Source organism: Nonomuraea sp. NPDC049709, from assembly GCF_040674815.1.
Taxonomy (GTDB): Bacteria; Actinomycetota; Actinomycetes; order Streptosporangiales; family Streptosporangiaceae; genus Nonomuraea.
In genome coordinates this window covers 31,790-53,765 of sequence record NZ_JBFANM010000061.1, presented here as the reverse complement: position 1 = coordinate 53,765, position 21,976 = coordinate 31,790, and the positions used below count along the sequence as shown (strand labels likewise).

Annotated in this window: 19 protein-coding genes and 1 pseudogene; 7 read left to right on the top strand and 13 right to left on the bottom strand. The window is 69.2% G+C overall.

Annotated elements, in window-relative coordinates:
- Window positions 1-19: 19 nt before the first annotated feature.
- The 5 genes from AB0J69_RS44030 to AB0J69_RS44010 form a co-directional block, all read right to left on the bottom strand.
- A complete protein-coding gene (locus AB0J69_RS44030; RefSeq protein ID WP_364130956.1) occupies window positions 20-517 on the bottom strand; it encodes a hypothetical protein in 498 nt (165 codons plus the stop codon).
- Between the two features lie 22 nt (window positions 518-539).
- Window positions 540-1,541 (bottom strand): hypothetical protein, encoded by a 1,002-nt coding sequence (locus AB0J69_RS44025; protein WP_364130953.1) that lies wholly within the window; start codon window positions 1,539-1,541, stop codon window positions 540-542.
- Window positions 1,542-1,588: 47 nt separating this feature from the next.
- Window positions 1,589-2,581, bottom strand: a complete 993-nt coding sequence (locus AB0J69_RS44020; protein WP_364130950.1) for a polysaccharide deacetylase family protein — start codon at window positions 2,579-2,581, stop codon at window positions 1,589-1,591.
- Between the two features lie 78 nt (window positions 2,582-2,659).
- Entirely contained in the window at window positions 2,660-3,649 is a 990-nt protein-coding gene (locus tag AB0J69_RS44015) for a Gfo/Idh/MocA family oxidoreductase (RefSeq protein WP_364130947.1), read from the bottom strand.
- A complete protein-coding gene (locus tag AB0J69_RS44010) occupies window positions 3,646-4,959 on the bottom strand; it encodes an aspartate aminotransferase family protein (RefSeq protein ID WP_364130944.1) in 1,314 nt (437 codons plus the stop codon). Before AB0J69_RS44010 ends, AB0J69_RS44015 begins: the two co-directional genes overlap by 4 nt.
- Before the next feature lie 134 nt (window positions 4,960-5,093).
- On the opposite strand from AB0J69_RS44010, the gene AB0J69_RS44005 reads away from it, so the two are divergent.
- Both AB0J69_RS44005 and AB0J69_RS44000 read left to right on the top strand, forming a co-directional pair.
- On the top strand, window positions 5,094-5,957 hold the full coding sequence (locus AB0J69_RS44005) for an inositol monophosphatase (RefSeq protein ID WP_364130941.1): 864 nt from the start codon (window positions 5,094-5,096) through the stop codon (window positions 5,955-5,957).
- Complete coding sequence (locus AB0J69_RS44000; protein ID WP_364130938.1) at window positions 5,938-6,564, top strand: LuxR C-terminal-related transcriptional regulator; 627 nt, start codon at window positions 5,938-5,940, stop codon at window positions 6,562-6,564. Before AB0J69_RS44005 ends, AB0J69_RS44000 begins: the two co-directional genes overlap by 20 nt.
- Here AB0J69_RS44000 and mftF read toward each other — a convergent pair.
- The 5 genes from mftF to AB0J69_RS43975 are packed head-to-tail and all read right to left on the bottom strand — an operon-like array spanning window position 6,527 to window position 12,170.
- Window positions 6,527-7,912: a mycofactocin biosynthesis glycosyltransferase MftF gene (gene mftF, locus AB0J69_RS43995; protein ID WP_364130936.1), complete on the bottom strand. Its 1,386-nt coding sequence runs from the start codon at window positions 7,910-7,912 to the stop codon at window positions 6,527-6,529. The two genes, AB0J69_RS44000 and mftF, sit on opposite strands and share 38 nt — an antisense overlap.
- A complete protein-coding gene (locus AB0J69_RS43990) occupies window positions 7,909-9,264 on the bottom strand; it encodes a condensation domain-containing protein (protein ID WP_364130933.1) in 1,356 nt (451 codons plus the stop codon). Before AB0J69_RS43990 ends, mftF begins: the two co-directional genes overlap by 4 nt.
- Entirely contained in the window at window positions 9,261-9,830 is a 570-nt protein-coding gene (locus tag AB0J69_RS43985; protein WP_364130930.1) for a hypothetical protein, read from the bottom strand. The genes AB0J69_RS43990 and AB0J69_RS43985 overlap by 4 nt, the downstream gene beginning before the upstream one ends.
- Window positions 9,817-10,863: a hypothetical protein gene (locus AB0J69_RS43980; RefSeq protein WP_364130927.1), complete on the bottom strand. Its 1,047-nt coding sequence runs from the start codon at window positions 10,861-10,863 to the stop codon at window positions 9,817-9,819. The genes AB0J69_RS43985 and AB0J69_RS43980 overlap by 14 nt, the downstream gene beginning before the upstream one ends.
- The gene (locus tag AB0J69_RS43975) at window positions 10,860-12,170 is read right to left on the bottom strand and encodes an MATE family efflux transporter (RefSeq protein WP_364130924.1); all 1,311 of its coding nucleotides are present in this window, start codon (window positions 12,168-12,170) and stop codon (window positions 10,860-10,862) included. Before AB0J69_RS43975 ends, AB0J69_RS43980 begins: the two co-directional genes overlap by 4 nt.
- Before the next feature lie 171 nt (window positions 12,171-12,341).
- Between AB0J69_RS43975 and AB0J69_RS43970 the strand changes: the two genes are divergently transcribed.
- Both AB0J69_RS43970 and AB0J69_RS43965 read left to right on the top strand, forming a co-directional pair.
- Window positions 12,342-13,502, top strand: coding sequence for a Gfo/Idh/MocA family oxidoreductase (locus tag AB0J69_RS43970; protein WP_364130921.1), 1,161 nt, complete (start codon window positions 12,342-12,344; stop codon window positions 13,500-13,502).
- Window positions 13,499-14,434, top strand: coding sequence for a Gfo/Idh/MocA family oxidoreductase (locus AB0J69_RS43965; RefSeq protein WP_364130918.1), 936 nt, complete (start codon window positions 13,499-13,501; stop codon window positions 14,432-14,434). Before AB0J69_RS43970 ends, AB0J69_RS43965 begins: the two co-directional genes overlap by 4 nt.
- Here the strand turns inward: AB0J69_RS43965 and AB0J69_RS43960 are convergent.
- Both AB0J69_RS43960 and AB0J69_RS43955 read right to left on the bottom strand, forming a co-directional pair.
- A complete protein-coding gene (locus AB0J69_RS43960; RefSeq protein ID WP_364130915.1) occupies window positions 14,431-14,703 on the bottom strand; it encodes a helix-turn-helix transcriptional regulator in 273 nt (90 codons plus the stop codon). The genes AB0J69_RS43965 and AB0J69_RS43960 overlap by 4 nt on opposite strands.
- A gap of 190 nt (window positions 14,704-14,893) precedes the next feature.
- Window positions 14,894-17,845, bottom strand: a complete 2,952-nt coding sequence (locus AB0J69_RS43955) for a BTAD domain-containing putative transcriptional regulator (RefSeq protein ID WP_364130912.1) — start codon at window positions 17,843-17,845, stop codon at window positions 14,894-14,896.
- A gap of 530 nt (window positions 17,846-18,375) precedes the next feature.
- Between AB0J69_RS43955 and AB0J69_RS43950 the strand changes: the two genes are divergently transcribed.
- The 3 genes and pseudogenes from AB0J69_RS43950 to AB0J69_RS43940 form a co-directional block, all read left to right on the top strand.
- Window positions 18,376-19,488: an integrase core domain-containing protein gene (locus AB0J69_RS43950; RefSeq protein WP_364130909.1), complete on the top strand. Its 1,113-nt coding sequence runs from the start codon at window positions 18,376-18,378 to the stop codon at window positions 19,486-19,488.
- A gap of 852 nt (window positions 19,489-20,340) precedes the next feature.
- Window positions 20,341-21,435 (top strand): glycosyl hydrolase 53 family protein, encoded by a 1,095-nt coding sequence (locus tag AB0J69_RS43945; protein WP_364130906.1) that lies wholly within the window; start codon window positions 20,341-20,343, stop codon window positions 21,433-21,435.
- 27 nt (window positions 21,436-21,462) lie between these two features.
- Window positions 21,463-21,828: pseudogene (locus AB0J69_RS43940) on the top strand (discoidin domain-containing protein); the annotation flags it as partial.
- Here the strand turns inward: AB0J69_RS43940 and AB0J69_RS43935 are convergent.
- Complete coding sequence (locus AB0J69_RS43935) at window positions 21,804-21,965, bottom strand: hypothetical protein (RefSeq protein ID WP_364130903.1); 162 nt, start codon at window positions 21,963-21,965, stop codon at window positions 21,804-21,806. The pseudogene AB0J69_RS43940 and the gene AB0J69_RS43935 overlap by 25 nt on opposite strands.
- Between the last annotated feature and the right edge of the window lie 11 nt (window positions 21,966-21,976).

Sequence of the window (21,976 nt, the reverse complement as noted above, 5' to 3'; positions counted from 1 at the left end):
GGGCTATGCCTGATCGGCTTCATAGCCCCGCCCGGACGGCCGCGTACCGGACCCGTGCGTAGAGCGTGTTCAGATCGTCGAGTTCAGAGCTCGGATGGGGTGAGAGGAAGTGCGAGGGCACCTCGTTCGCCAACCTGGTCGAGGCGGGCACCACCGCGTCGAGGCCGTTCGGGGCGCTCCTCCCCGGATCCACCCAGCTCTCGGCCGTGTCCAGGGTGGCCAGCAACTCGCTCACGTTCCCGGACGGTCGGCGCCTGGCCACGAACACCCCTCGGGACAGGTAGCGGCCGGGAGTGACTGCGGCAAGCACTGGGAGCAGGGCCCGGTTGGCGAGTGTCTCGCAGGCCAGGACCGTCACGACCGGCCGGTCATCCGGCTGCTCGCCCGGCGGCCCAGGCCGGGCATCACACCAGGGACAGGTGACGGCACGCAGGCTGACCTGGGGATCGAGTACCCCCGGTGGCGCGGGGATCGAGGGCGGGATGAGCAGCAGTGCCCGTGCCTCACGCCGTGCCATTCGCTCGGTGATGGTCGCTTCCTCACGCACGGACGAGCTCCCCCTGCCGCGGCCGGGTCGCCGCGCGACCGCGTTCGACGGCCTCGACGCCGAGCCCGATCAGGGCCCTGTACGAGCGCTCGTCTAGGCGGGCGCGGTCGGCGGCGCTGAGTCCTGAGGCGACCCACGAGGCGATCGCCCGGTGGAGGATCCAATCCGCGCCAGGCCCCGCGCGTTCACCGGCGTCCGCCCCGAGGATGTAGGCCGCGGCCCACAGCTCCCGCGCGTACGCCGGGACGTCCCGGCGCGGCAGGGTGGCGAGGATCCGCCGAGGATCCAGGCCGATCAGGGCGGACCAGTCCGCCCAGTACCAGCCGAAGGGATGCTCCACGGGCTCGCCTTCACGCAACAGCCGCAGGAAGCACCGGGAGTCGATCAACTCCACCGCGAAAGCGCCGCGCTCCCGGTCGTCGCACGTGCGCCAATGGCCGGGGGCGAGGTGCCGGCCGCCGGCGTAGACGGTCGCGTGGAAGGAACCGGGATGCCCGGCAAGGCTCGGCGTGTCCTCATGGTCGACCAGGTGCGGCACCGCGGCGACCACGGGCAGCCCGCGCTCGACGCAGAAGAGCGCGACCATCTCGTCGTCGTCGCGGATGTCGTCGCTGATGGGGGCGAGGAAGGCGGCCAAATCCCTGGCCCGCTCGGCGGGGAGCACAAGTCCTTGGGTCGGGATCCACTCCGTGTGCGACAGCGGCGCCCACGCGGACCCGGCCGCGGCCGCCCGCCTGACGAGATACGAGTTCTGCGGGCTGTTCCAGTTGGAGTGGAGGGCGACGGCGTACCGCGGCCGCGCGCGGATGGCGTCGGCCAGGTGGGCGGCGAATCCGGCGCTCAGCCGTACGTCGTCCTGCAGGACGAGATGGTGGGTGGCCTCGTCGGGCACGGCCGCCCAGGCTCGCTTGGCCGTGCGTAGCGGGCTGGGAGTTCCCGAGGGGTCGGGATCCACGATCACCTGCGCCGCGAGCGGGGCGCAGGATGCGAGCAACGAGGGAATACGATCGGCTCGACGTGGATGATGCATGATCGCGACGCTTATGCGGATGTCCATGAAGGTGCCACGCACTCTTTCTGCTCGTCGACGTCGATCAGGTCTTCAACGGGCACGAATCTGCACCCGCTCACCATGAGGGTCTCCAGGATCAGCGGGAGCGCCTCGATCGTCTGCGAACGGTCGCCGCCGCCGTCGTGCAGGAGGATGACAGATCCGAAATCCGTGTCGCCGATCACCTGGTGGGCGATCGCCGGGGCGCCGGGGAGCGCCCAGTCGGCGGCCTCGACGTCCCAGAGCACGGTGGTCTGCCCGTGCTCGGCCAGCCACCTGAGCACGTCGGCGTTCCGGCCGCCGAAAGGTGGCCGGAACAACGTCGGGACCTCCCCGGTGATGCCGGCCAGGACCTCGGCCGTCCGGTCCACCTGGGCGAGGACCTCGTGCTTGGTGAGGTCGGGCAAGTAGGGGTGCGACCATGTGTGGTTGCCCACGCTGTGGCCTTCCCCGGCGATCCGCGCCACCAGGCGGGGGTGGGCCGCGGCGTGCAGCCCGAGGCAGAAGAAGGTGGCGGGCACTCGGTAGTGGTGTAGCAGGTCGAGAAGGCGCGGCGTGTGGTCGGGGTCGGGGCCGTCGTCGAAGGTGAGCGCCACCCTCGGGTGTGCGCGGCGGCCGTGCAGCAGGCACCGGCCCGAGGCGACCTGCTCGGCCTCGACGAGCGCGGCCGAATCCAGGTCGTCCTCGATCCGCTGGTCGAGCCCGGTGAGCGTGCCAGAGTCGGAGGCGATCCTGGTCAATCGTGACCTGCGGGTCCGGCCGAGCCCTGCCAGGACGACCGGATCCGGCGAGCCGAACGCCCGCCGCGGCGGGGCGACGTCGCCGTCGGCGCGGTAGACGTCGAGTCCCGCGGCGGTCAGATAGCCGTCGATGACTCCATTCGTGCTGTCGATGACGCACATCAGCGGTTCCCGTTCGGCCAGCCGGAGGAGGCGGGCCACGACGTCCCGCACGCCCACGGTCTCGAGACGGATTGGGGGCACGACGTGGGCACCTGCGTGATCGAGGACGGCCAGCTCGTATGCGCCCCTCTCCCATCCGACGCCCGCGTACCACATCAGTCAGCCCTGCCTGAGCAGGACAGGCCGGCCATCATGCCGAGCCGACGTGTACGCCGCCTCGATGACCTCGGCGGTGGAGACGATGTCGTGGACAGGCTCGGCCCACGACGCGGGTCTCGCCAGCAGAGAGGTGAAGTCGGCGAACAGGTCCGCGAACCATTCCTCATGGGTGGAGCTGTGGGTCGGCGGCTCCAGGGAGCGTTCCTCGTCACCTCCCGGCCCGGTCAGGACGGCGGCGCCGTCCGTGATGGTCACCGAGGAGGAGGGGCCCTCCAGGCTGTAGTGGTTCGTACGCCGGTCGCCAACCCAGCTCAGCTCGATATCGGCGGTTCCCGAGGGGAAGTTCAACCGCACCTCGATGGCCTCGTCGAGGCCTTCGGTCTGCCAGCGGGCCAGGGCGGAGACCTTGGCGGGCGGTTCCCCGAAGAGGCGGGCGGCCATGTAGACGCAGTGCGAGCCGTGGTCCAGCAGAATGCCCCCGCCGGCGACCTCCGGGTCGCGCCGCCAGTCCGGCCGGTAGGCGTCGTTGCCCCTGGCATGCGTCTGCCGCTCGATGCGGAAGCACAGCGTTCGCGGGGTCCCGGCAACGGTCGCGCACTCCTCCAGCAGCCGCATCATCGGCGAGAACAGGTAGTTGTGCGCTGGGTAGAGCAGCCGCCCGGCCCGCCTCGACGCTTCGGCCAGGTCGAGCGCGTCCGCCGTGCGGAAGGCGACGGGCTTCTCACAGATCACGTGACTGCCGGAGGTCAGGGCCGCCACGGCCAGGTCGCGGTGGTAACCCGGCGGTGCGCACACGTCCACGATGTCCGGCGCGTGTTCGGCGCTCAGCGCGGTGAGCGCGGGATACGCGCTGAGGCCTGCCCGCCTGGCCGTCTCGCGTCTGGCCGGCGACGGGTCGACGACCGCGACCACGTCCACGTCCGGTATGCGGTTGTAGGCCGACAACCGGGCTGCGCCGGCGACGCCGAAGCCCGCGATCGCCACCTTCATCGGGAGCCTCCTGTCAGAGTCGCGCGAATCACGCCGGCGGCCTCGCGGGCGAGGTCGGCGTCGACGTTGAGCGGCGGATAGAGCCGCAACGTGTTACCGCCCGTCATGACCAGGACCCCGGCCTCCAGCAGCGCGCGGAACGTCTCGCGAAGCACCTGGCCGGACACGGGTTCCTTCGTGGTCTTGTCGGCCACCAGCTCGATGCCGATGGCCAGGCCCAGCCCGCGCACGTCTCCTACCAGCGGCGCCTCGTCGGCGAGCGGGCGCAACAGCTCCAGCAGCTCGGCGCCGAGCTTGCGCGCGTGTTCGGCGAGGTCCTCCTCGACGAGCACGTCCGTGGTGACGGCCACCGCCCGGCAGGCCATGGGGAACGCGCCGAAGCTGGACGAGCTGGCGCTGGGGCCGGAGAAGGGCGCGGCGGACATGTGGGCCGCGGTGGAGATCACCCCGGTGACCGGATACCCACCGCCCATCCCCTTCCCCACCGTCACGATGTCCGGGGTGACGTCTTCCTGCTGGTAGGCCATCGCCGCTCCGGTACGGCCGAAGCCGGTCATCATCTCGTCGGCGATGAGCAGGGCGTCGAACTCCTCGGCCACCTCCTTGAGCGCAGCGAGATACCCGTCGGGCGGAACGACGTTGCCCGAGCGGCCCTGCACGGGCTCGACCACGATGGCGGCGAACGCCCCTGTCGATTCGCGTTTGATGACGTCGCGCGCCAGGTCCACGCACGCGAATCCGCACGAGGGGCTCTTCAGCTTCAGCGGGCAGCGGTAGCAGTTGGCGTACGGCGCGCTGAAGAAGCCGGCGGGCAGCGGGCCCAGCCCGGCCCTGGCTCCCGACGTGAGCGCCAGGCTTCCCATCGTCTTGCCGTGGAACCCCCCCCAGAAGGACAGGAATTCGTGTTTCCCGGTGACCGACTTGGCCAGTCTCAGGGCCGCCTCCACAGCTTCGGTGCCGCCGCTGTAGAGCTGGATGCGGTCGAGGGGTGCACGCAGCACGCGGCGCAGGGCGTTCACCATGTCGAGTCGGGCGGGCGAGCCGAACGCGCCCGCGGGTGTGGCGGTAAGCTGGGCGGCCAGCTCCGCGACGTATCGGGGATGGGAGTGTCCGATCGAGTTGACGCCGCCGGCGCCCTGAAAGTCCACGATCTCGTGCCCGTCGGCGTCCGTGAGCATGGCGCCTTCCGCATGCTCGACGCACAGCTTCGACCACAACATCACGGCTTGCAGGCCGGGCCCGATGACCCTCTGCTCGGCGGCCCAGTGCGCGTCCGACCTGCTGCGCTCGGACGTCAGTCCAATTGCCATCTCCAGGCCCTTCCAGGTGGGTGTGCTCCAGCGTGCCGACTGTCCGGACGGGACATAAGCGGCGATCGGCCGGGCGAGAGGGCATAGCCGAACGAGCCGATGCCGCGGCGCCCTCACCTGCCTAGGGTGAGGAGATGGATCATGTCGAGTTGGTCGCCCTCGCCGCGACGGCCGCCGTCGAAGCCGGCTCGCTCCTCGTCACCCGCTACGGCCACAGCGTCAGGATGCGGGCCAAGAGCGGCCGGCATGACGTGGTAACGGAGGCGGACGCGCAGGCCGAGTCGCTGATCCGGGCCATGTTGTCGGCGTCCTGTCCCGACAGCGTGATCGTCGGGGAGGAGGCGGGCGCGAGCGGCGCGGGCGAGGTCGAGTGGTACGTCGATCCCATAGACGGCACGCACAACTTCGCGCGCGGCCTCGGCCTGTACGCGGTGTCGATCGGGGTGTCGGTGCGCGGCGAGCCGATCGGCGGAGCCGTATACGAGCCGACGCGCAGCGAGTTGTTCACCGCGGCGGAGGGCGTCCTCCGGATCGACGGCCGGCCGCACCCGCTCGTCGCTGAGCCCGATCCGCTGCCGATCGTCCTGACCGACATCCCGACACCCGGGGTCCGGGACCCGGCCGAGGCCCGGTTGCACGCGGAGCTGGTGGAGACGGCAGACGTGCGCAGGATCGGATCCTCGGCACTGGCGCTCGCCTACGTCGCCGCGGGCCGGGCGGACCTGGCCCTGAACGCGGACGTATTCGTCTGGGACGTGGCCGCCGGGCGATCACTGGTCAGCGCAGCAGGAGGGGGTTTCGCGGTAGTGCCCGGGGAGCCCGGGACGGAGAGCCGATCTGGTTTCGTGGCCTGGGGTCCGCTCTTCGCCGCGCACGGAAGGCGTCTGGCGGACCGCCTGGCGGAATTCGCGGAGCTCGCTGTCCGGAACTCGTCAAATACCTGGCCCTGCCGAACGACGACCGTATTTGATGCGAGTCATGACGCCGACCTTTCCTGAAGGCACAGAAACCGCACAGATCAACGTCGCGATCCTCGTCGGCAGCGAGTTAATTCATCGGGGTCTGGAGACCGTTTTGCGGCAGCTCCCCATGGTGAATCTCACGGTCAACGGCGAGGCCTGCGACGTCCTGATCACCACGGAAGCGCTGTCCGGCACGCGTGACAAGGACGTCAAGACCATTCTCCTGCTCGACGAGGCCCAGGTGGCCGCCCCGGCGTTCACCCTCTCATCAGAATTCGACGGTTATCTCATCCAGGAGGAGATAACGGCGAATCATCTGCGCAACGCCATTCTGCGGGTGGTCGCGGGCGAGCTGGCGATCCCCGACCGGTTGGCACGGGAGCTGCTCACGCGCGCGTCAGGTCCGGCGGCCGGCGGGGACGCGCCACAGCGCCGGCCGCCGGTCAGCCTCACCGCCCGCGAGAGCGTGACGCTGTCCCTGCTCGCCGACGGTCTGAGCAACAAGCAGATCGCGCGCCGCCTGTCGATCTCGGAGCACGGCGCGAAACGGCTGGTGGCCAGCGTGTTGCTGAAGCTGGACTCGCCCAACAGGACGGCGGCGGTCGTCACGGCCATGAGGGCCCACCTGATCGAATACGCCTGAGGCGCGGTGACAGCGGCCGGAACGTACGCTCGCGCAGCATCCCCTTCCACAACCCGACCGCCCCCACGACGTCGTCCAGCACGTGCGCGGCGACGTACCTGACCGGGTCGAGCGGTGGGCGGCGCTCCACCCACTCGGCCAGCGCGGGCAACGTCAGCGCGGCGACGAGCGGGAGGCGCAGCCGGGGAACGGCGATCGCGGCGGGAAGCGCCAGCGGCCACCACACCTGCGTCACCGACGCTCCGGCCAGGCGGCCCGCCGTCAGCGTGTCGGCGCCGGCGAGCACGGCCGCCCGCGCGGGCTCGCCGGGCAGTTCCCTGGCCAGCCTGGCCGCGTGAGCGGCCACGCAGGCGGCCGCCAGGCCCACGCGGGCCGCGCGGCCAGGGGCGCACACCGCCACGGCCCAGGCCAGAGCACTCCAGGCGGAGGCGTCGAGCGCTGGGATGGCACCTGGGTACCTGCGGTCCAGCGCCGCCACCGCGGTGCCGTACTGGACACGGCGGGCCAGCCAGGTGCCCAGCCGGATCCGGTGACGGTGCGCGACCCTCGCGCCGGGCTCGTAGCGGACCTGCCACCCCGAAGCGGCCAGCCGCCAGACGAAGTCGACGTCCTCCCCCAAGGCGAGCCGCTCGTCGAAGCCGGCTCCCGCCGCCGCTCGCCGGACCACGAGCGCCGCCGTCGGTACGTACGGCACCGGGCCGTCGGGCCTGACCACCGCAGCGGTGTCCCCCATGTCGAGCGCGGAGCGGGCGGCCTCGTAACGCGACAGCCACCCGCCGCCGGCATCGTGCGACACGATGCGCGGGGCGACCGCCGCCACCTCCTGGGCGGCGAAGTGCGGCAACAGCCGGTCCAGCCAGCCGGGTTCCAGGACGCAGTCGGAGTCCACGAACGCCACGTAGGGCGTGGTCACAGCGGCCAGCCCGGTGTTCCTGGCGGCGGCCGGGCCGCCTTGCGTGTCCCGGCGCACGTAGGTGGCCCCGGCATCGGACGCGACCTTCGACACGGCCTCCTCGTCCGGAGAACCGTCGTCCACCACGATCACCTCGAGCCCGCGCAGCCCGGCGAGGCACGCGGCCAGCTCTCGCACCCGTCCGTGCACGGGGACGACGACGGTCACCTCCGCGTCCCGGGGCCCGCCTGCTTCGGGCTCAGGCCGCAGCAGCCCTGCCTCCACCAGCAGACGGGCGAGGGCGCGATGCGAGCCGGAGACCGGCCGCCCTGCACGCCAGCGGGCGACCTCGTCGGCTTGGGCTCGATCGAGGTGCAGCACCCGGCGGGGAGAGCCGCCCACCAGGATGCGCCCCTTCGCCAGGACACGCGTGCCGGGGTCCAGCCGCGGGATCACGCGTACTCCCCGAGCCGCGCCACCGGAACATCCCGGGAGAGCTGGTCGACCAGCAACCGTTCGAAGCCCCACAGGTACCGTTCCATGGCGTCAGGAGGCATGTACGTGGTATCGGCGCACAGCGACAGCAGGACCGCGCCGGGATACCCGGGTGTGTCCCCCACTTCCAGGAAGAAGGTGATGCCGTCCTCGTCGGTGCTGTCCGCCCAGCGGAATTCGGATGCGACCGGGGCGCCGTGCGCATTCGCCGGTGCGGAGTTCGTCCTGAAGTCGTTGAAGAAGGAGCGCAGCTCCGGATGCCCACCCCTCTCTTCACCCAGGTCGGCGATGATGTCCCAGGCTTTGTCCGGATCGAACCTGCCGTGGCGGTAGGCGCGGACGGACGATTTCCAGGTCGCCCGGATCACGTCGGAGAACGCCGGGCCGGCCACCTCGATCAGTGCGGGGACGTCCTGCGTGAGCGTGCCGACCGCATGCCGTAATTCGGCCGGGATCCGGTTGCCCGCCACGAGCAGCAGGCCCACCTCGTGGCGACCGGTGACCGCGCCTAGCATCGCGGCCGCGGCGGCCAGGGCCACGGTCGAGCTGCCGACGCGGTAACGGGCGGCCAGCGTGTCCAGCGCGGCGGCGGCCACGTACGAGCCTAGGCCGCCCTGCCGGTAGCGAGGCGTCTGAACGGGCCCGGCCGGTCGCGGGAAGTTGGCGCGTGGGAAGGCGCTCAGCGTGGAGCGGACGTGGGCCAGCGCGGCCGACTCCATCCGCCGCCCCGAGGCGGACTGTTCCACGGCCGCCACGTCGAGCGGCTGGGCCGCCAGTGCGGGCTCCGGCAACGGGCCGCGCTCCGCCCGGCAACGGAGCATGCGCTCCAGCTCCGCGGCGAGCAGCCGGGTGCTCAGCAGATCCGCCGCCAGATGAGTGACGCACACGACGACCGCGTGCGGCACGCCGTCGCGCGCCGCCACCGCCGCGCGGAAGGGCACGTCGGCGGCGTGGTCGAAGTACGCGCAACGGAGCCGGGCCGCCAGCACGTCCACCTGTTCCGGGCCTGTTTCCGAATCATCCAGGACACCAACCAGCACCTCGCCGGAGGCGAGCACCCGCTGTCTGAGCCCGCCTTCCTCGGTGAAGACGGTGCGTAGGGACTCGTGCCGTCCGATCAGCTCCGCCGTCAACTCCAGCACGTCGTCGAGGCTGATCCCCGCGGCGACGGCCAGCGGGCAGGCGATGTTGTACGGCGTGCCGTCCGGCATCTGGCGTATGTCACGCCAGACCTGTCGCTGGCCCCACGTGGCCGGCCCCGTTTGCGCACGTGTCCCGGTGAAGGGGACCTTATGCCAGGTCAGTTCGTTCATATCCCTTCCTCGGCCAAGGCCATCAGGCGGACTTCCAGGTACATGTCGTTGAGCTCGGCTTCGGAGTCCGGCGCGTGCGGCCCGGTGAACATCGGCCGGAGATCGCCGTCTCGCGCCCTGGTTACCGCCGGCAGCGTCGCCTCGCCGACCTCGCCCGCGGTGCCGTGCCCGTCCACCAGGGCGTCCGCCCAGGTCTCGCTCCGGTCGACGGCCCGCAGGTCCCGGCCGCCCAGCCGCGCCACGGCCCGCGTCCGGTACGCAAGTGGCCCGGTTCCGCGCTCGATCGCGACGGCCATGGGCAGCACCGCCCGCGGAGTCAGCCATTCGCAGCCGAGCACGGCGAGCGTGGGTAGATTGGTCTCCTCGCCGGTCACGCTCCAGTGGTCGAACGGCGGATCGGCGCCGACGGCACCGCAGACCGGGCACGGCACCATCCGCACCACCACGTCGGGAGCGGGCGGACAGATGACACCGGGTGGCTGGTCGGGGGCGATGAGGCGGTTCAACCGCGCCTCCCGGCGGGCCATCCGCACCGCCACGATCCGCAGGTCATCAGTCCGCGACATCGGCGGTCCTCCTGACCGAGAAGCCTTCCAGGCACGCCTCCACCAGCACGTCGCGCCCTTCCGGGCCGAGCCGCGACAGGTCGGCGGGCCGGAGGCCGGACTCGACCCAGGTGGCGAGGGCCGGCCGCAGCCAGTCCGCGCGGCGCAGCTCGGGAGTGTCCGCTCCAAGCAGGTACCCCGCCGCCCAGACCTCGGCCTCTATGCCCCGCCCTGGGACCGCGCGCGGGTCGATGCCGATCAGTGGCGCCCAGTCATGCCAGTACCAGCCGTACTCGTGTCCTGCCGGCTCCTCCGTGCCGGGGCGGGTGAAGCGCAGGTAGCATCGCGAGCCGCGGAGCTCGACCACGTGCTCCCAGGGGTCCGCGCGCTCGAACCTGGCCGCCAGCGCAGCATCCTGTGCGGCATCGCGCACCCAGTGAGCCGCCGGCGGCGGGGCCGGGCCGGCGAACACGGTCGCGTGGTACACGTCCTGGTGTGCGGCGAGGGATTCGACGTTCCCCTTCTCCACGAGGTGAGGCACGGTGGCCAGCATCGGCAACCGCCGCTCGCGGCAGAACCGGGCGATCATCTCGTCGTCGTCGATCACCTCGTCGGGAATGGGCGCGAGATAGGCGGCCAGCTCACGGGCCAGATCGGCGGGCATCAGGAGAGCGACGGCGGGCGCCCAGTCGGTGCGGGAGAGCGGGGCCCACGCGGCGCCCGCCGCCGCGGCCCGCCGTACGAGATAGGAGTTCTGCGGGCTGTTCCAGTCGGAGTACAGGGCCACCACGTGCCGCGGCCGGGCCGCGATGACGGCCTGGACCTGCGCGGCGAAACCGTCGCAGACCAACGCGTCGTCCTGGATGACCAGATGGTGGGTGGCGCCCTCGCCCACGGCGGCCCAGGCCCGCTTGGCCGTGCGCAGGGGACTGCGGATGCCCGACGGATCGGGATCGGTCACCACTCCGGCGGTGAGCGGGAGGCACGATCCCACGAGCGCGCCCACCAGGTGGGCGCGGGCGGGATGATGCATGATCGCGACGCTGATGTTCATCGGGCCTCCCCGGGAAACCCTCTCCGGACGAACCTGGACACGACCAGCGGCGCGATCAGCATGCCAGTGGCGTTCAGTACCGCGACCGTCCAGTAGAGGCCCTGCACGCCGGCCGACTCGACGATCAGGGCTCCGACGGCGACGCTGCCGAGGAAGTACGGGAGGTTCATCATGAGTGCGATGAGCCCGCCGCCGATCTGCTGGAGGATCACGATGGCGGTAACCGTCACTCCCATGCATCCGTAGGTGAGCCCGACGATGGTCAGGAGGTGCTCGGTCTGCCCGGCCACGTCGGGCGCTCCTGCGATGAGCGCGGCCAAGGGCGCCCGCGGCAGCCACACCAGCAGGGCCAGCACTCCATAGGTCAGCCACGCCAGCCCCAGCCCGGCCCGCAGGGCCGGCAGCAGCAGATCGGGCCTGCCTGCACCGCGCAGGCGGTTCATGGTGATGGCCGTGGCGGAACCGATCGCCGTGGACGGCACCAGGATGAGCGCCTCCAGCGTCGCCGCGGCCGAGAACCCGGACACGACATCGGGCCCGAAAGGGGCCACCACCCAGATCAGGCTGAAGTTGCCGACCGCGATCACCAGGAAAGAGATCGTGACGGGCCCGCCGACTCTCGCGAGGCTGGAGATGGCCTCCGGTCGTCGGCCGAGCGAGCCACGAGCCCGCCAGATATCCGTTCTGACCAGCGCGGCGAAGGCGAAGGCGAGTCCGGCGCCGCCGCCTGCCGCCGTGGCGATCGGCAGCGTGTACATGCCGATGTCTGTGCCGAATCCCAGGACGGCAACCACGCCGACCTCCACGCCCGCGCCCAGGAGGACCGCGCCGGCCGCGCGCCGGGCGTGGCCGTACCCCCGGAGGCTGGAGGAGGCCAGCGAAAGGGGCAACCACAACAGGTTCGCGACGCAGAACCAGCGGACGAAGGACACAAAGTCGCCGGTGGAACCGGGCGGGACTTCGAGTAGCGACGCGATCAGTGGAGCGCAGATGACGATGACGAGCGTGAGAGCACCCCAGACCGCGGCGCCCACGCGGATCATGTTCATCGCCGTGGGCAGGACGTCCTGGGGCCGCTCGCTGCCCCGGCTGACGGCGGCGGCGACCTGATTGCTGATCTCGAAGCCCACCTGCAGGGCGATGAACAGGAAGGCAAGGGGCATGTAGAGCGATCGGGCGTAGAGCGCCTCCTCGTCCACGCGGCCCATGATGGCCACGACGACGAGCGGCGTGATCACCCCCACGACCTCGCCGTACAGGATCGGAAAAGCCAGGCGGGCGATCTCCCGGCGACCGGCCCACAGCACAGACTCAGGTGGACGAACGACCTGCGCCACGTTTTCCCCTTCCGGGTGAATGCAATATACGCTGCATTTCGGCAACCATAACCAGGATGAAGAAGGGCGACCAGCTCCCTGAATGGCTATGCCCGTTCAGGGCCCTATTGCCAGAATAGGCAACGGGTTAGGGTACTGGACATGCAGCGATCAATGGGCGTCGCAATAGTGGGATGTGGATATGTCGCCGACTACTATGCGAGCACACTCCCCAACCACCCGCAGCTCAGAGCGGTCGGCGTCTATGACAGGAATCCGGCACGGGCTGCGGATTTCGGCCGCCATCACGGCATTCACGTTTTCGCTTCCATGGCCGACTTGCTGGCCGACGAATCCGTCCGCATCGTGGTCAATCTCACCAATCCGCAAAGCCACGCGCACGTGACCAGGTCGGCGCTCGAGGCGGGCCGGCACGTCTATTCGGAAAAACCTCTCGCCCTTTCGCTCAGTGAGGGGCGCGAGCTCGTGGAGCTGGCCGGGTCCCGCGGCCTGACTCTCGGCGTCGGCCCGTGCACCCTGCTCGGAGAGACGGCACAGACGTTGTGGCGCGCGCTTCGCGACGGTGTCGTGGGGCGGCCCAGGCTCGTCTACGCCGAGCTCGACGACGGGGCCATCCACCAGATGCCGTACCGGACCTGGATCAGCGAGTCCGGCGCGCCGTGGCCGTACCTGGACGAGTTCCGCGTGGGCCCGGCCCTGGAACACGCGGCTTACTACCTGAACTGGCTGACCGCCTTCTTCGGCCCGGTCACGGAGGTCACATCGTTCTCGGCGCTGGTGGTCCCCGACAAGGTTCCCGGCGTAACCGGCTCGGAGTTCGCCCCTGATTTCACGACTGCGAGCCTGCGCTTCACCTCGGGAGTGATCGCGAGGCTGACCTGCTCCACGCTGGCCCCCGAGGACCGTGCGCTGCGGATCATCGGCGACGACGGGGTGCTGCGCGTCGCCGAATGCTGGGATTACGGGGCCGGCGTGACCTTGCGGACGCTGGTGCCCGCCGAGCGGCGCGAGTCGTGCGATCACTACCTCGAGCCGCCGGTTCCCTTTCCCTTGGTCCGGCCGGCCGACTACCGCTACCGCTACAATCAGTCGCCCGAGCAGGACCTGCACGACATGGACTTCGCGCGAGGGGTGGCCGAAGTGGCCGACGCCGTCATCGAAGGCCGCGGGGCCCGCGTGTCAGCCCAGCAGGCGTTGCATGTCCTGGAGATCATCCTGGCGATGATGGAGTGCGGCATGAACAAGATCGAGTCCACGTTCGAGCCTGTGACTCCTATGCCGTGGGCGGGCCTTCCGGCATGACGGCGCTCGGCTGGGGCGTGCTGGGGGCGGCCCGCATCGCTCGCTCGGACTTCCTGCCGGCGGTGGCGGCCTCCCCCGTGGCGCGCCTGGCCGCCGTCGGCGCGCGCGATCTCGGCAGGGCCGCGGAGATGGTCACCGGCCATCCCGGCAGCCGTGCGTACGGCTCTTATGACGAGGTCCTGTCCGACCCCGCAGCCGACGCGATTTATGTGGCGCTGCCCAATTCCCTGCACGCAGAGTGGACCGTGCGCGCGCTGGAGGCCGGCAAACACGTGCTGTGCGAGAAGCCGATGGCGAGATCATCGGCCGAGGTGAAGGAGATCGCCGCCGCCGCCGATCGAGGCCGACTGGTGGCGATGGAGGGGTTCATGTACCGCTTCCACCCCCAGTACGACACGCCGGCCTTCAAGTCGCTGCTCGCCGAACTCGGCGAGATCACCACCGCGCACGCGCACTTTTCCGTTCCGCTCGAAAGCCAGGACGATTTCCGCCTTTCCGCCGAGCTGGGCGGCGGAGCGTTCTGGGATCTTGGTTGCTACTGCGTTCACGCCCTGATGTGGCTGCTCGGTAATGTGTCGGAGGCCCACGGCACGTTCGCCGGCCATCCGGACGTGGCGGGTTCCGCGTGGCTGCGCTTCGGGTCGGGTGCGACGGGCACGGCGTCCTGGGGGTTCACCGGTACATTCGCCGAACGGCTCCTGCTGGTGGGCACGGCCGGCGTCCTCGAGCTGGAGCTCCCCTTCCTGGCGTCTGGCGCGGGCACCATCCGCCTCTCGACCGCTCACGGCGACCGGATGTGGACCCCCGCGGCGGGCAACCAGTTCCGCACGCAGGTTGAACACTTCACCGCGGTGGTCAAGGGAGTTGCGGACCTTCGCATCCCGCTCTCCGAAACCCTGCGCTGGGTGACCGTCGCGGAGAATCTGTGCTAAGGAACCAGCGTTCCGATCACGGCGGCTCGCCGGCCCCGCCGCTGCTTGCCCGCCCGGGCACGCATGCCCCACGACTGCGCGCGGCTGGCGAGCAGGATGCCCAATTCGAGGCGGCTTCGCGCCCCCACGAGCGTCATGGTGCGGGAAACGTGCCGCTGTACGGTGCGCGAGGAGATGTCCAGCCGGTTGCTGACGGCCTCGTCGGTGTATCCCGCGGCCAGCAGCAGGATGACCTGCTGCTGGGTCCTGCTGATCAGTCCACTACGCATGCAGGCATCGAGCCATTCGGTCAATGGATACATGAGTCTCCCTCGAGAGCGGGGCTTCAGACAGCGGTGCACCGCCCGCCCCACTGCACCGTCACCTGCCGGGCTTACGGTTTCCTGCCGGTAATCCGGTGGTCGGAGCGCGATCGCCGCAGAGCCTCGTCCCATCGGATCGAGCGGCCCGATCCGGATCTCACAAAGCCTGGAGGGTGACCCTGATGTGCTGGGCCTCGGGCACGCCGAGCTGGGTGTAGAGGGCGAGGGCGCGCTCCCAATGTGCACGTGCCTGGTCCAACAGGACGAGGTCTCGGTAGGTTCGGGCGAGCGCGTCGTGGATTCTGGCCTGGTCGTCGAGCTGGTTGAGCCGGGAGGCGAGCTCGAGGGCGCGCTGCTGGTGGATCAGGGCCTCCTGGAGGTGCCCCGTCGCGTGGAAGGTCACGCCAAGATCGTGGAGAGCCTCGAACTCAAGGTTGCGGTCACCGACCTCACAGGCGATGGCGAGGGCCTCCCTGTGGTGATCGAGGGCTTCGTCGTCGCGGCTCCATGCATGATAGACAACGCCCAATTCGATCAACGCATATCCGGCGCCGGCCTGATTACCGACCTCCCGGAACAACGCCAGGGCCTGGCGGTGGTAGTCCATGGCCTCGGCCTCCCACCCGGATTGCTGGCAGACCAGTCCGAGGTCGTTGAGCGCGTAGGCCTCGCTGCTCCGGTTGCCGACCTCGCGGAACAGCGCGAGTGCCTTGCCGTGATAGTCGTAGGCCTCGCTATGCCGTCCTGACCGCAGGCACAGTGCGCCCAGACTGCTGAGCGCGTAGGCCTCGCCATCTTTGTCCGCGTGTTCTCGGAAGAGGGCGAGTGCCTGGTGGAAATGATCGAGGGCCGTCGGGTAACGCCCTAGCCGCCAGTAGAGGGCACCGAGGTCACGGAGCGCGTGGCTCTCATTGATGCGATCTTCGTGGAGACGCGCCACCTGGAGGGCCAGGTTGTGCAGCCGCAGGGCATCGGAGCTGTGAGCACGCAGTTGCAGGTACCGCCAGAGAATCGCGGAGATACGGCAGGTATGCGTCGGCCACCCGTGACGGGCTGCGTACTCCGCGACAGCGAGCAGATTGGCCCGCTCGGCGTCCAGCCACGCGAGTGCCTCGCCTTCGCTGGCGAAATCCTGGCGGGGAGCGGCGATGGGGTCGATATGGGGACGTCGGTGCTTCTCGTACGGGGCCACCGCGTCCATGGCCATGGCCGCGGTGTGCAAGTAGTAATCGAGCAGGCGGGTAACCGCCAGGCGGCGGGTATCGTACGGCTCCTCGGCGGTGACGATCTCGGCGGCGTACGTCTTGAGCAGATCGTGGAAGCGATAACGATCTGCTTGTTCCTCCTCCAGGAGATGCACGTCCACAAGATCTTGCAAGAGCCGGTCGGCGCATGCGGGGGAGATGTGGGCGAGCGCCGCCGTCGCGTAGCCATCGGTGTCAGCACCCGGGTGCAGGCTCAGCAACCGGAACAGCCGCCGCTGGTCAGCGTCCAGATGACAGTACGACAGGTGAAACGCGCCCGCCACGTCGCGCTGCCCGGCGCTGAGCTCGGCCAGCCTCCGCCGCTCGTCGCCCAGCCGCTGAGCGAGGTCGGCGAGAGTCCAGGCAGGGCGCGCACGGAACCTGCTGGCCACGATGCGAATCGCCAGAGGCAGCCGACCGCACGACCGCACGACCTCGCCGATCGTCTCGGCCGACTCCCCCGCGAGCCGATCCTCGCCAATGATCTGGGTGAACATGGCTACCGCATCATCGGCGGAGAACGCGCCCAGCGTGATGGGGCGGGCCTGGTCCAGCCCTACCAGCCGCCGACGGCTGGTCACTAAGAGCAGGCATCGGGGCGCCGCCGGAAGCAGGGGCCGCACTTGCTCCTCGTCGAGGACGTTGTCCAACACCACAAGCATTCGCCGATCAGCGAGATGGCTGCGGAACAACGCCTCACGATCGGCGGTGTGCAGGGGAATCCGCTGCGTCGGGACACCGATCGCGCGCAACAGCCCGTCCAGCGTGTCAGCGGGAGAGATCGGCATCACGCCGGGGGCGAACCCGTGCAGGTCGACGAACAGTTGCCCGTCCGGATAACGCTCGGCCACCCGATGCGCCAGGTGGATGGCGAAAGCGGTCTTGCCCATCCCCGCCATTCCGTCGATGGCCACGACCACGGGTGTCCCGGAGATGTCCTTGTCCAACACCGCCTCGACTCGCGCGAGCTCCGCCGTACGGCCGGTGAAGTCCACGATGTCGGGTGGCAGTTGTCGCGGCACGAGCAACCCGGCAACCTGTTCGTCCGAATCCTCCGCCGACGCTAGCGTGGCGGGCGGATGCCGGGGGGTGGGGGACGCCACGACCTCGGAGAAGGGAACCGTGCCGTCATCCTCACCGCGTAGGACTGCGAGATGAAGCCGCTGGAGCTCGTCCGGTGGATCCAGGCCCAGCTCGTCGGCGAGCAGTCGCTTGGCGTCTTGGTAGACCTGCAGGGCCGCGGAGACTCGCCCGGTGCGCTGCAACGCCAGCATGAGCTGACCGGTGAACTGATGTCGCTCGGGATGTTCCGCGGCCAGCGCGGTGAGCTCGTCGATGATCGTGTGGTGCAGCCCCAGCCGCAGCTGGGCGGCCAGGCGCTCTTCCAAGGCCAGTAACCGTGTCTCATCCAGAGCTTGGGTCAGACGCAGACGGGTCTCCTCCGGCGCCGCGTCCGCCAGGGCCGGTCCGCGCCACAGTCCCAGCGCCTGCTCCAGCAGCGCGACCCTGGATGTGTCGTCGTCGCTGCCCCGGGCCTGCTGCACCAGCGTATGGAATCGGTGAACGTCGATGCGCCCCGCGTCGCAACGCAAGCAATATCCGGCGCCATGACTCGTGAGCGACACCGTCTTGGCATCGGCGCCGGCCAGCGTGATGCGAAGACGGCTGACATGCCCCTGGACGATCCCTCGAGCGGTGGGAGGCGGCGCTTCAGGCCAGATCAGATCCATGAGCCGTTGAGTGGTCACCAACTTGTTGACTTCCAAGGCCAAGACGGCCGCAACCAAACGCTGCTTGCGTGCGCCCAAGTGGACCGGCTGATCCACGAGCCGGGCTTGTACGGGGCCCAGCAGCAGGAACTCCATGCGACAGCTTTCCTCGCCATCATCGTGGACGTATTCGGTCGAGGGGCCTACCCCGGGTTACGCGTAACCCTACTGGAGAACATTTCTAAAGGAAGGCGAAGCGCCCGGATGAACCTGTTCGGAGGACGCCGACCGCTTGGGCGATGTCCGCGGAATCCGCTGGCAAGCACAGGTTTTCGGCAGGAAACCACAAGCCGACCAGATATCGTTCCGATTGGATCAGGGGCCTCCCATGTCTTGGGTTCCACAGATGTGTCTGAGGAAAAGTACCCGAATCCAGGGGCTGAGCTGCGGTAACGCATGCTGGAACGCGTGCGCGGCGTGTCACTAGGGCTGGGTGTTGCCGCTGGTCAGGAGGGGATGCCCGGTATCGCCTCGATGACCTTCTTCTGAACCGCCCCGGCTTTGATGGAGACTTCAGCGGTTGATTGCTTGGGCTTCGTGGGGTGGTGTTGAGCGTAGTAGATCGCCTCGAACTCCTCTGGTGGGAGGTGTCCGATGGCTGAGTGCAGGCGGGTGGTGTTGAATCTGTGGGGCTCAAGAACACGATTCGTCGCCGGCGCTGGGTTCATCGCCTGGTCGGGCCGGGCGTTCCTGGGACAGTGGGCGGCTGGTGTTCGGGTTGCCTGGGATCATCGTTCGTGCTCTTGTCCACGGTGTACGCCGTCACTCGACGTCTGCTGTCTCTGCCCGCGCTGTTGTTTCGCAGTGACGTCTCCAAGGAAGCGGAATTGCTGGTGCTCAGGCACGAGAACGCGGTTCTGCGCCGTCAGGTCCCACGGGTGCGCTATGAACTGGCCGATCGCCTGTGGTTGGCGGCGCTCTCGTCTCTGATACCCCGACGCCGCTGGGTGAAGATCTTCTCGATATCCCCGGCTACCCTGCTGACCTGGCACCGCAAGCTCGTGGCGAACAAGTGGGACTACAACTGGCGGCGCCGTCCCGGGAGGCCGCCCACCGCGGCTGCGGTCAAGGCCCTGGTGCTGCGCATGGCCGCCGACAACCCCACTTGGGGCCACAGGCGGATCCACGGCGAACTGACCCGCCTCGGCCACAAGATCGCCGCTTCTACTGTGTGGAACATCCTGAATCAGGCCGGGATCGACCCCGCCCCGCGTCGCAGCGGGCCAACGTGGAAGCAGTTCCTGGCCGCCCAGGCCGAGCACATCGTCGCCGTCGACTTCCTGCACGTCGACACCAACAACCTCAAACGCATATACGCCCTGGTCCTGCTCGAACACCGCAGCCGCCGCGCCCACCTGCTCGGTGTCACCGCCAACCCCACGGGCGAATGGACCACCCAGGCCGCCCGCAACTTCCTCATGGATACCGACACGACGAACATCAAGTTCCTGATCCGCGACCGTGCCGGCCAGTTCACTGATGCCTTCGACACGGTCTTCGCCGACGCGGGCCTGCGCGTCCTCAAGAGCCCGCCACAAGCCCCGAGAGCCAACGCACACTGCGAGAGAATGATCGGCACCCTACGCCGCGAACTCCTCGACCGCACGCTCATTCTCAACGAGCAACACCTGCGCCGGACTCTCACCAGATACCTGGAGCATTACAACAGTGCCCGGCCCCACCGTGGTATCGGGCAGTTAAGCCCATCCCAAGCTGAAGCGGACCGCCATCGCCAGTAGACCTGGCCAGCAATCGCGTCTACCGCAGAACCATCCTCGGTGGCCTCATCAACGAGTACCGGATCGCCATCTGGCACCACCAAGAACCAGCAGGGCAGACGTCGAATCCAATTATTGAGCCCCACAGGCTGTCGGGACGGTCGACGGCCGCCGCGACGTACTCCAGCGGCATGGCCGGCCGAACCGGCTACAACAGAGCACCGGTCGCCCCCGCCAAGACTCCTGACGTCATCCGGTTCGCTGTGCCACGCCCGCGCGGTCGGCCGGTTTCTCCATGCGCCCGATGGCCGGGGGCCGCATGTAACTTTCACGTCCGCACTCCGCAGATCGCAATCTCTGGGAACGTGCACAGACAGGAAGATGGCCTTTTCGCCGACGATTGCAGTGGCCTGCTTGCTCACAGCGCCCTTACCTCGGATTTCAAAGAGGCCCTTTCAGTACGCCATGCTCTGCATTACTGTGCACGTTCACAGAGCTTCATCCAGTCTGTGAGGAGGACCTGTGGTCGCATCCCCCACCCCACTCGCGACTTCGCGCCCGATCCCAGCCATAGCCCGCCGCAGAACAGGCAGCGACACGACATCCGCCTGACTGCGACCGTCGACACCAGCCCGCTCATGTGAACTGTCCGCCCACCCGCGTCCCAGCACGCGGGCGCCACTGGGCCGGTCCACTGGGCCGGTCCACTGGGCCGGTCCACTGGGCCGGTCCACTGGGCCGGTCCACCGGGCCGGTCCACCGTGTCCGCAGCCGGCGACACCGCCAGCTGTGCACGGTCGGCCGCGCCATCAGCATGGGCAGGCGCTGGGGTGATCCCTGCTTTCGATCCCTGTTCCGACCGCCGGAGAACCCATGAAAAGGATCTTGGTGGCGTTGGCGTTATGCGCCGCCGCGACCGTCCCCGCCGGGCAATCGGCCCACGCCGCCGCCGCTTCGCTCGGCATGCTGGGCGCCGATGTCTCCTCCCTGCGACGCGCGCTGGATCTCGGCGCGAAGTACTACGACGCCGCCGGCGCGCAGCGAGATCCGCTGGACATCCTCAAGGGCATCGGCGTCAACTACGCCCGCCTGCGGATCTGGCACAACCCGATCAGCGGCTACAACAACAAGGCCATGGTGTTGCAACAGGCCCGGGCGATCAAGGCCAAGGGCCTGAAGCTGATGGTCGACTTCCACTACTCCGACACCTGGGCCGACCCCGGCAAGCAGTTCAAGCCCGCCGCCTGGTCCAGCCATGGCATCAGCCGGCTGCAGTCCGACGTCTACAACTACACCTTCGACGTGTGCAGAAGCCTCAAGGCGCAGGGCACCGTCCCGGACAGCGTGCAGATCGGCAACGAGATCAACACCGGCATGTTGTGGAACGACGGCAAGGTGACCAACAACGACTTCACGAACCTGAGCCTGTTGCTCAAAGCCGGGTACAACGCGACGAAGGCCTGCAACCCCGGCACCCAGGTGGTCATCCACACGGCATTGGCCGAAAACCTGTCCTCCGCCCGCTGGTTCTACGACGGGATCCGGGCCAAGGGCGTGTCCTGGGACATCACCGCCCTGTCGTACTACTGCATGTGGCACGGCACGCTGTCCAACCTGTCCACGGTCATCGCCGACATGCGCGCCCGGTACGGCAAGGACGTCATCATCGCCGAGACCGCCTACCCCTTCACCGCCGACAACGCCGACTCCACCCGCAACGTGGTCACCTCGGGCTGCTCCGGATACGGGATGACCTGGCAGGGGCAGGGCGCGCAGTTCGCGGCGGTGCAGAGCACAGCGCGTAACGCCGGTGCGATCGGGGTCTTCTACTGGGAGCCGACCTGGTACGCGGTGCCCGGCAACGGCTGGGACCCGGCGAACATCGCAAGCAGCGGTAACGAGTGGGACAACATGGCCGTCTTCAACTGGAGCGGCCACCTCAATCCCCACGTCAGGTGGACGCCGTAAGGCAGAGCCCGAAGAAGCTGGACAACCATGGGCCCTCACGAAAGAGCACGAATCATCATGGGTTTATCTCGGTCAGGCCATCGCGTAGTCGGACCGCCGGGTTTCACGAGACTCGCCCCTCTGACGGGCGTGCTCGCCGTACCGCTCGCGACCCCGGCCGAGGCGGTGACGGACTTGGCGCTGGGCAAGGCCGCGAGCGCCGACTCCAGCCAGTCCGGGCGCGGCCCGTTCCTGGCCAACGAGGGCGACACCGCCACCCGCTGGTGTGCCGCCGACGGCAGGACCGGCCCTTGGTGGCAGGTCGACCCCGGAAGCGCGGCGACGCCGACCGGCACGGAAGTGCGCTGGGAGTTCGCCCGCACCTGCCGCTACCACGTCTCGGTCTCCACCGACGGGTCGGCCTGGACACGGATGGCCGACCGCACGGCGCACACGTCCCCCGCCCAGAGTGACGCCGGCACCGGCACCCCGCCGGGGCCGGATCCGGATCCGGCACTGCGTTCCAGGCGCACCGGCACCTCGCCGATCACCTACCACTTCG

Bases quoted from the DNA above. Each gene is read 5' to 3' on its own strand.
- AB0J69_RS43985 (WP_364130930.1), bottom strand. From the start codon at position 9,830: ATGTCGCGGACTGATGACCTGCGGATCGTGGCGGTGCGGATGGCCCGC.
- AB0J69_RS43965 (WP_364130918.1), top strand. From the start codon at position 13,499: ATGACGGCGCTCGGCTGGGGCGTGCTGGGGGCGGCCCGCATCGCTCGC.
- AB0J69_RS43990 (WP_364130933.1), bottom strand. From the start codon at position 9,264: ATGAACGAACTGACCTGGCATAAGGTCCCCTTCACCGGGACACGTGCG.
- AB0J69_RS43970 (WP_364130921.1), top strand. From the start codon at position 12,342: ATGCAGCGATCAATGGGCGTCGCAATAGTGGGATGTGGATATGTCGCC.
- AB0J69_RS44015 (WP_364130947.1), bottom strand. From the start codon at position 3,649: ATGAAGGTGGCGATCGCGGGCTTCGGCGTCGCCGGCGCAGCCCGGTTG.
- AB0J69_RS43955 (WP_364130912.1), bottom strand. From the start codon at position 17,845: ATGGAGTTCCTGCTGCTGGGCCCCGTACAAGCCCGGCTCGTGGATCAG.
- AB0J69_RS43980 (WP_364130927.1), bottom strand. From the start codon at position 10,863: ATGAACATCAGCGTCGCGATCATGCATCATCCCGCCCGCGCCCACCTG.
- AB0J69_RS44005 (WP_364130941.1), top strand. From the start codon at position 5,094: ATGGATCATGTCGAGTTGGTCGCCCTCGCCGCGACGGCCGCCGTCGAA.
- AB0J69_RS44030 (WP_364130956.1), bottom strand. From the start codon at position 517: ATGGCACGGCGTGAGGCACGGGCACTGCTGCTCATCCCGCCCTCGATC.
- AB0J69_RS44010 (WP_364130944.1), bottom strand. From the start codon at position 4,959: ATGGCAATTGGACTGACGTCCGAGCGCAGCAGGTCGGACGCGCACTGG.
- AB0J69_RS44000 (WP_364130938.1), top strand. From the start codon at position 5,938: ATGACGCCGACCTTTCCTGAAGGCACAGAAACCGCACAGATCAACGTC.
- AB0J69_RS43960 (WP_364130915.1), bottom strand. From the start codon at position 14,703: ATGCGTAGTGGACTGATCAGCAGGACCCAGCAGCAGGTCATCCTGCTG.
- AB0J69_RS43945 (WP_364130906.1), top strand. From the start codon at position 20,341: ATGAAAAGGATCTTGGTGGCGTTGGCGTTATGCGCCGCCGCGACCGTC.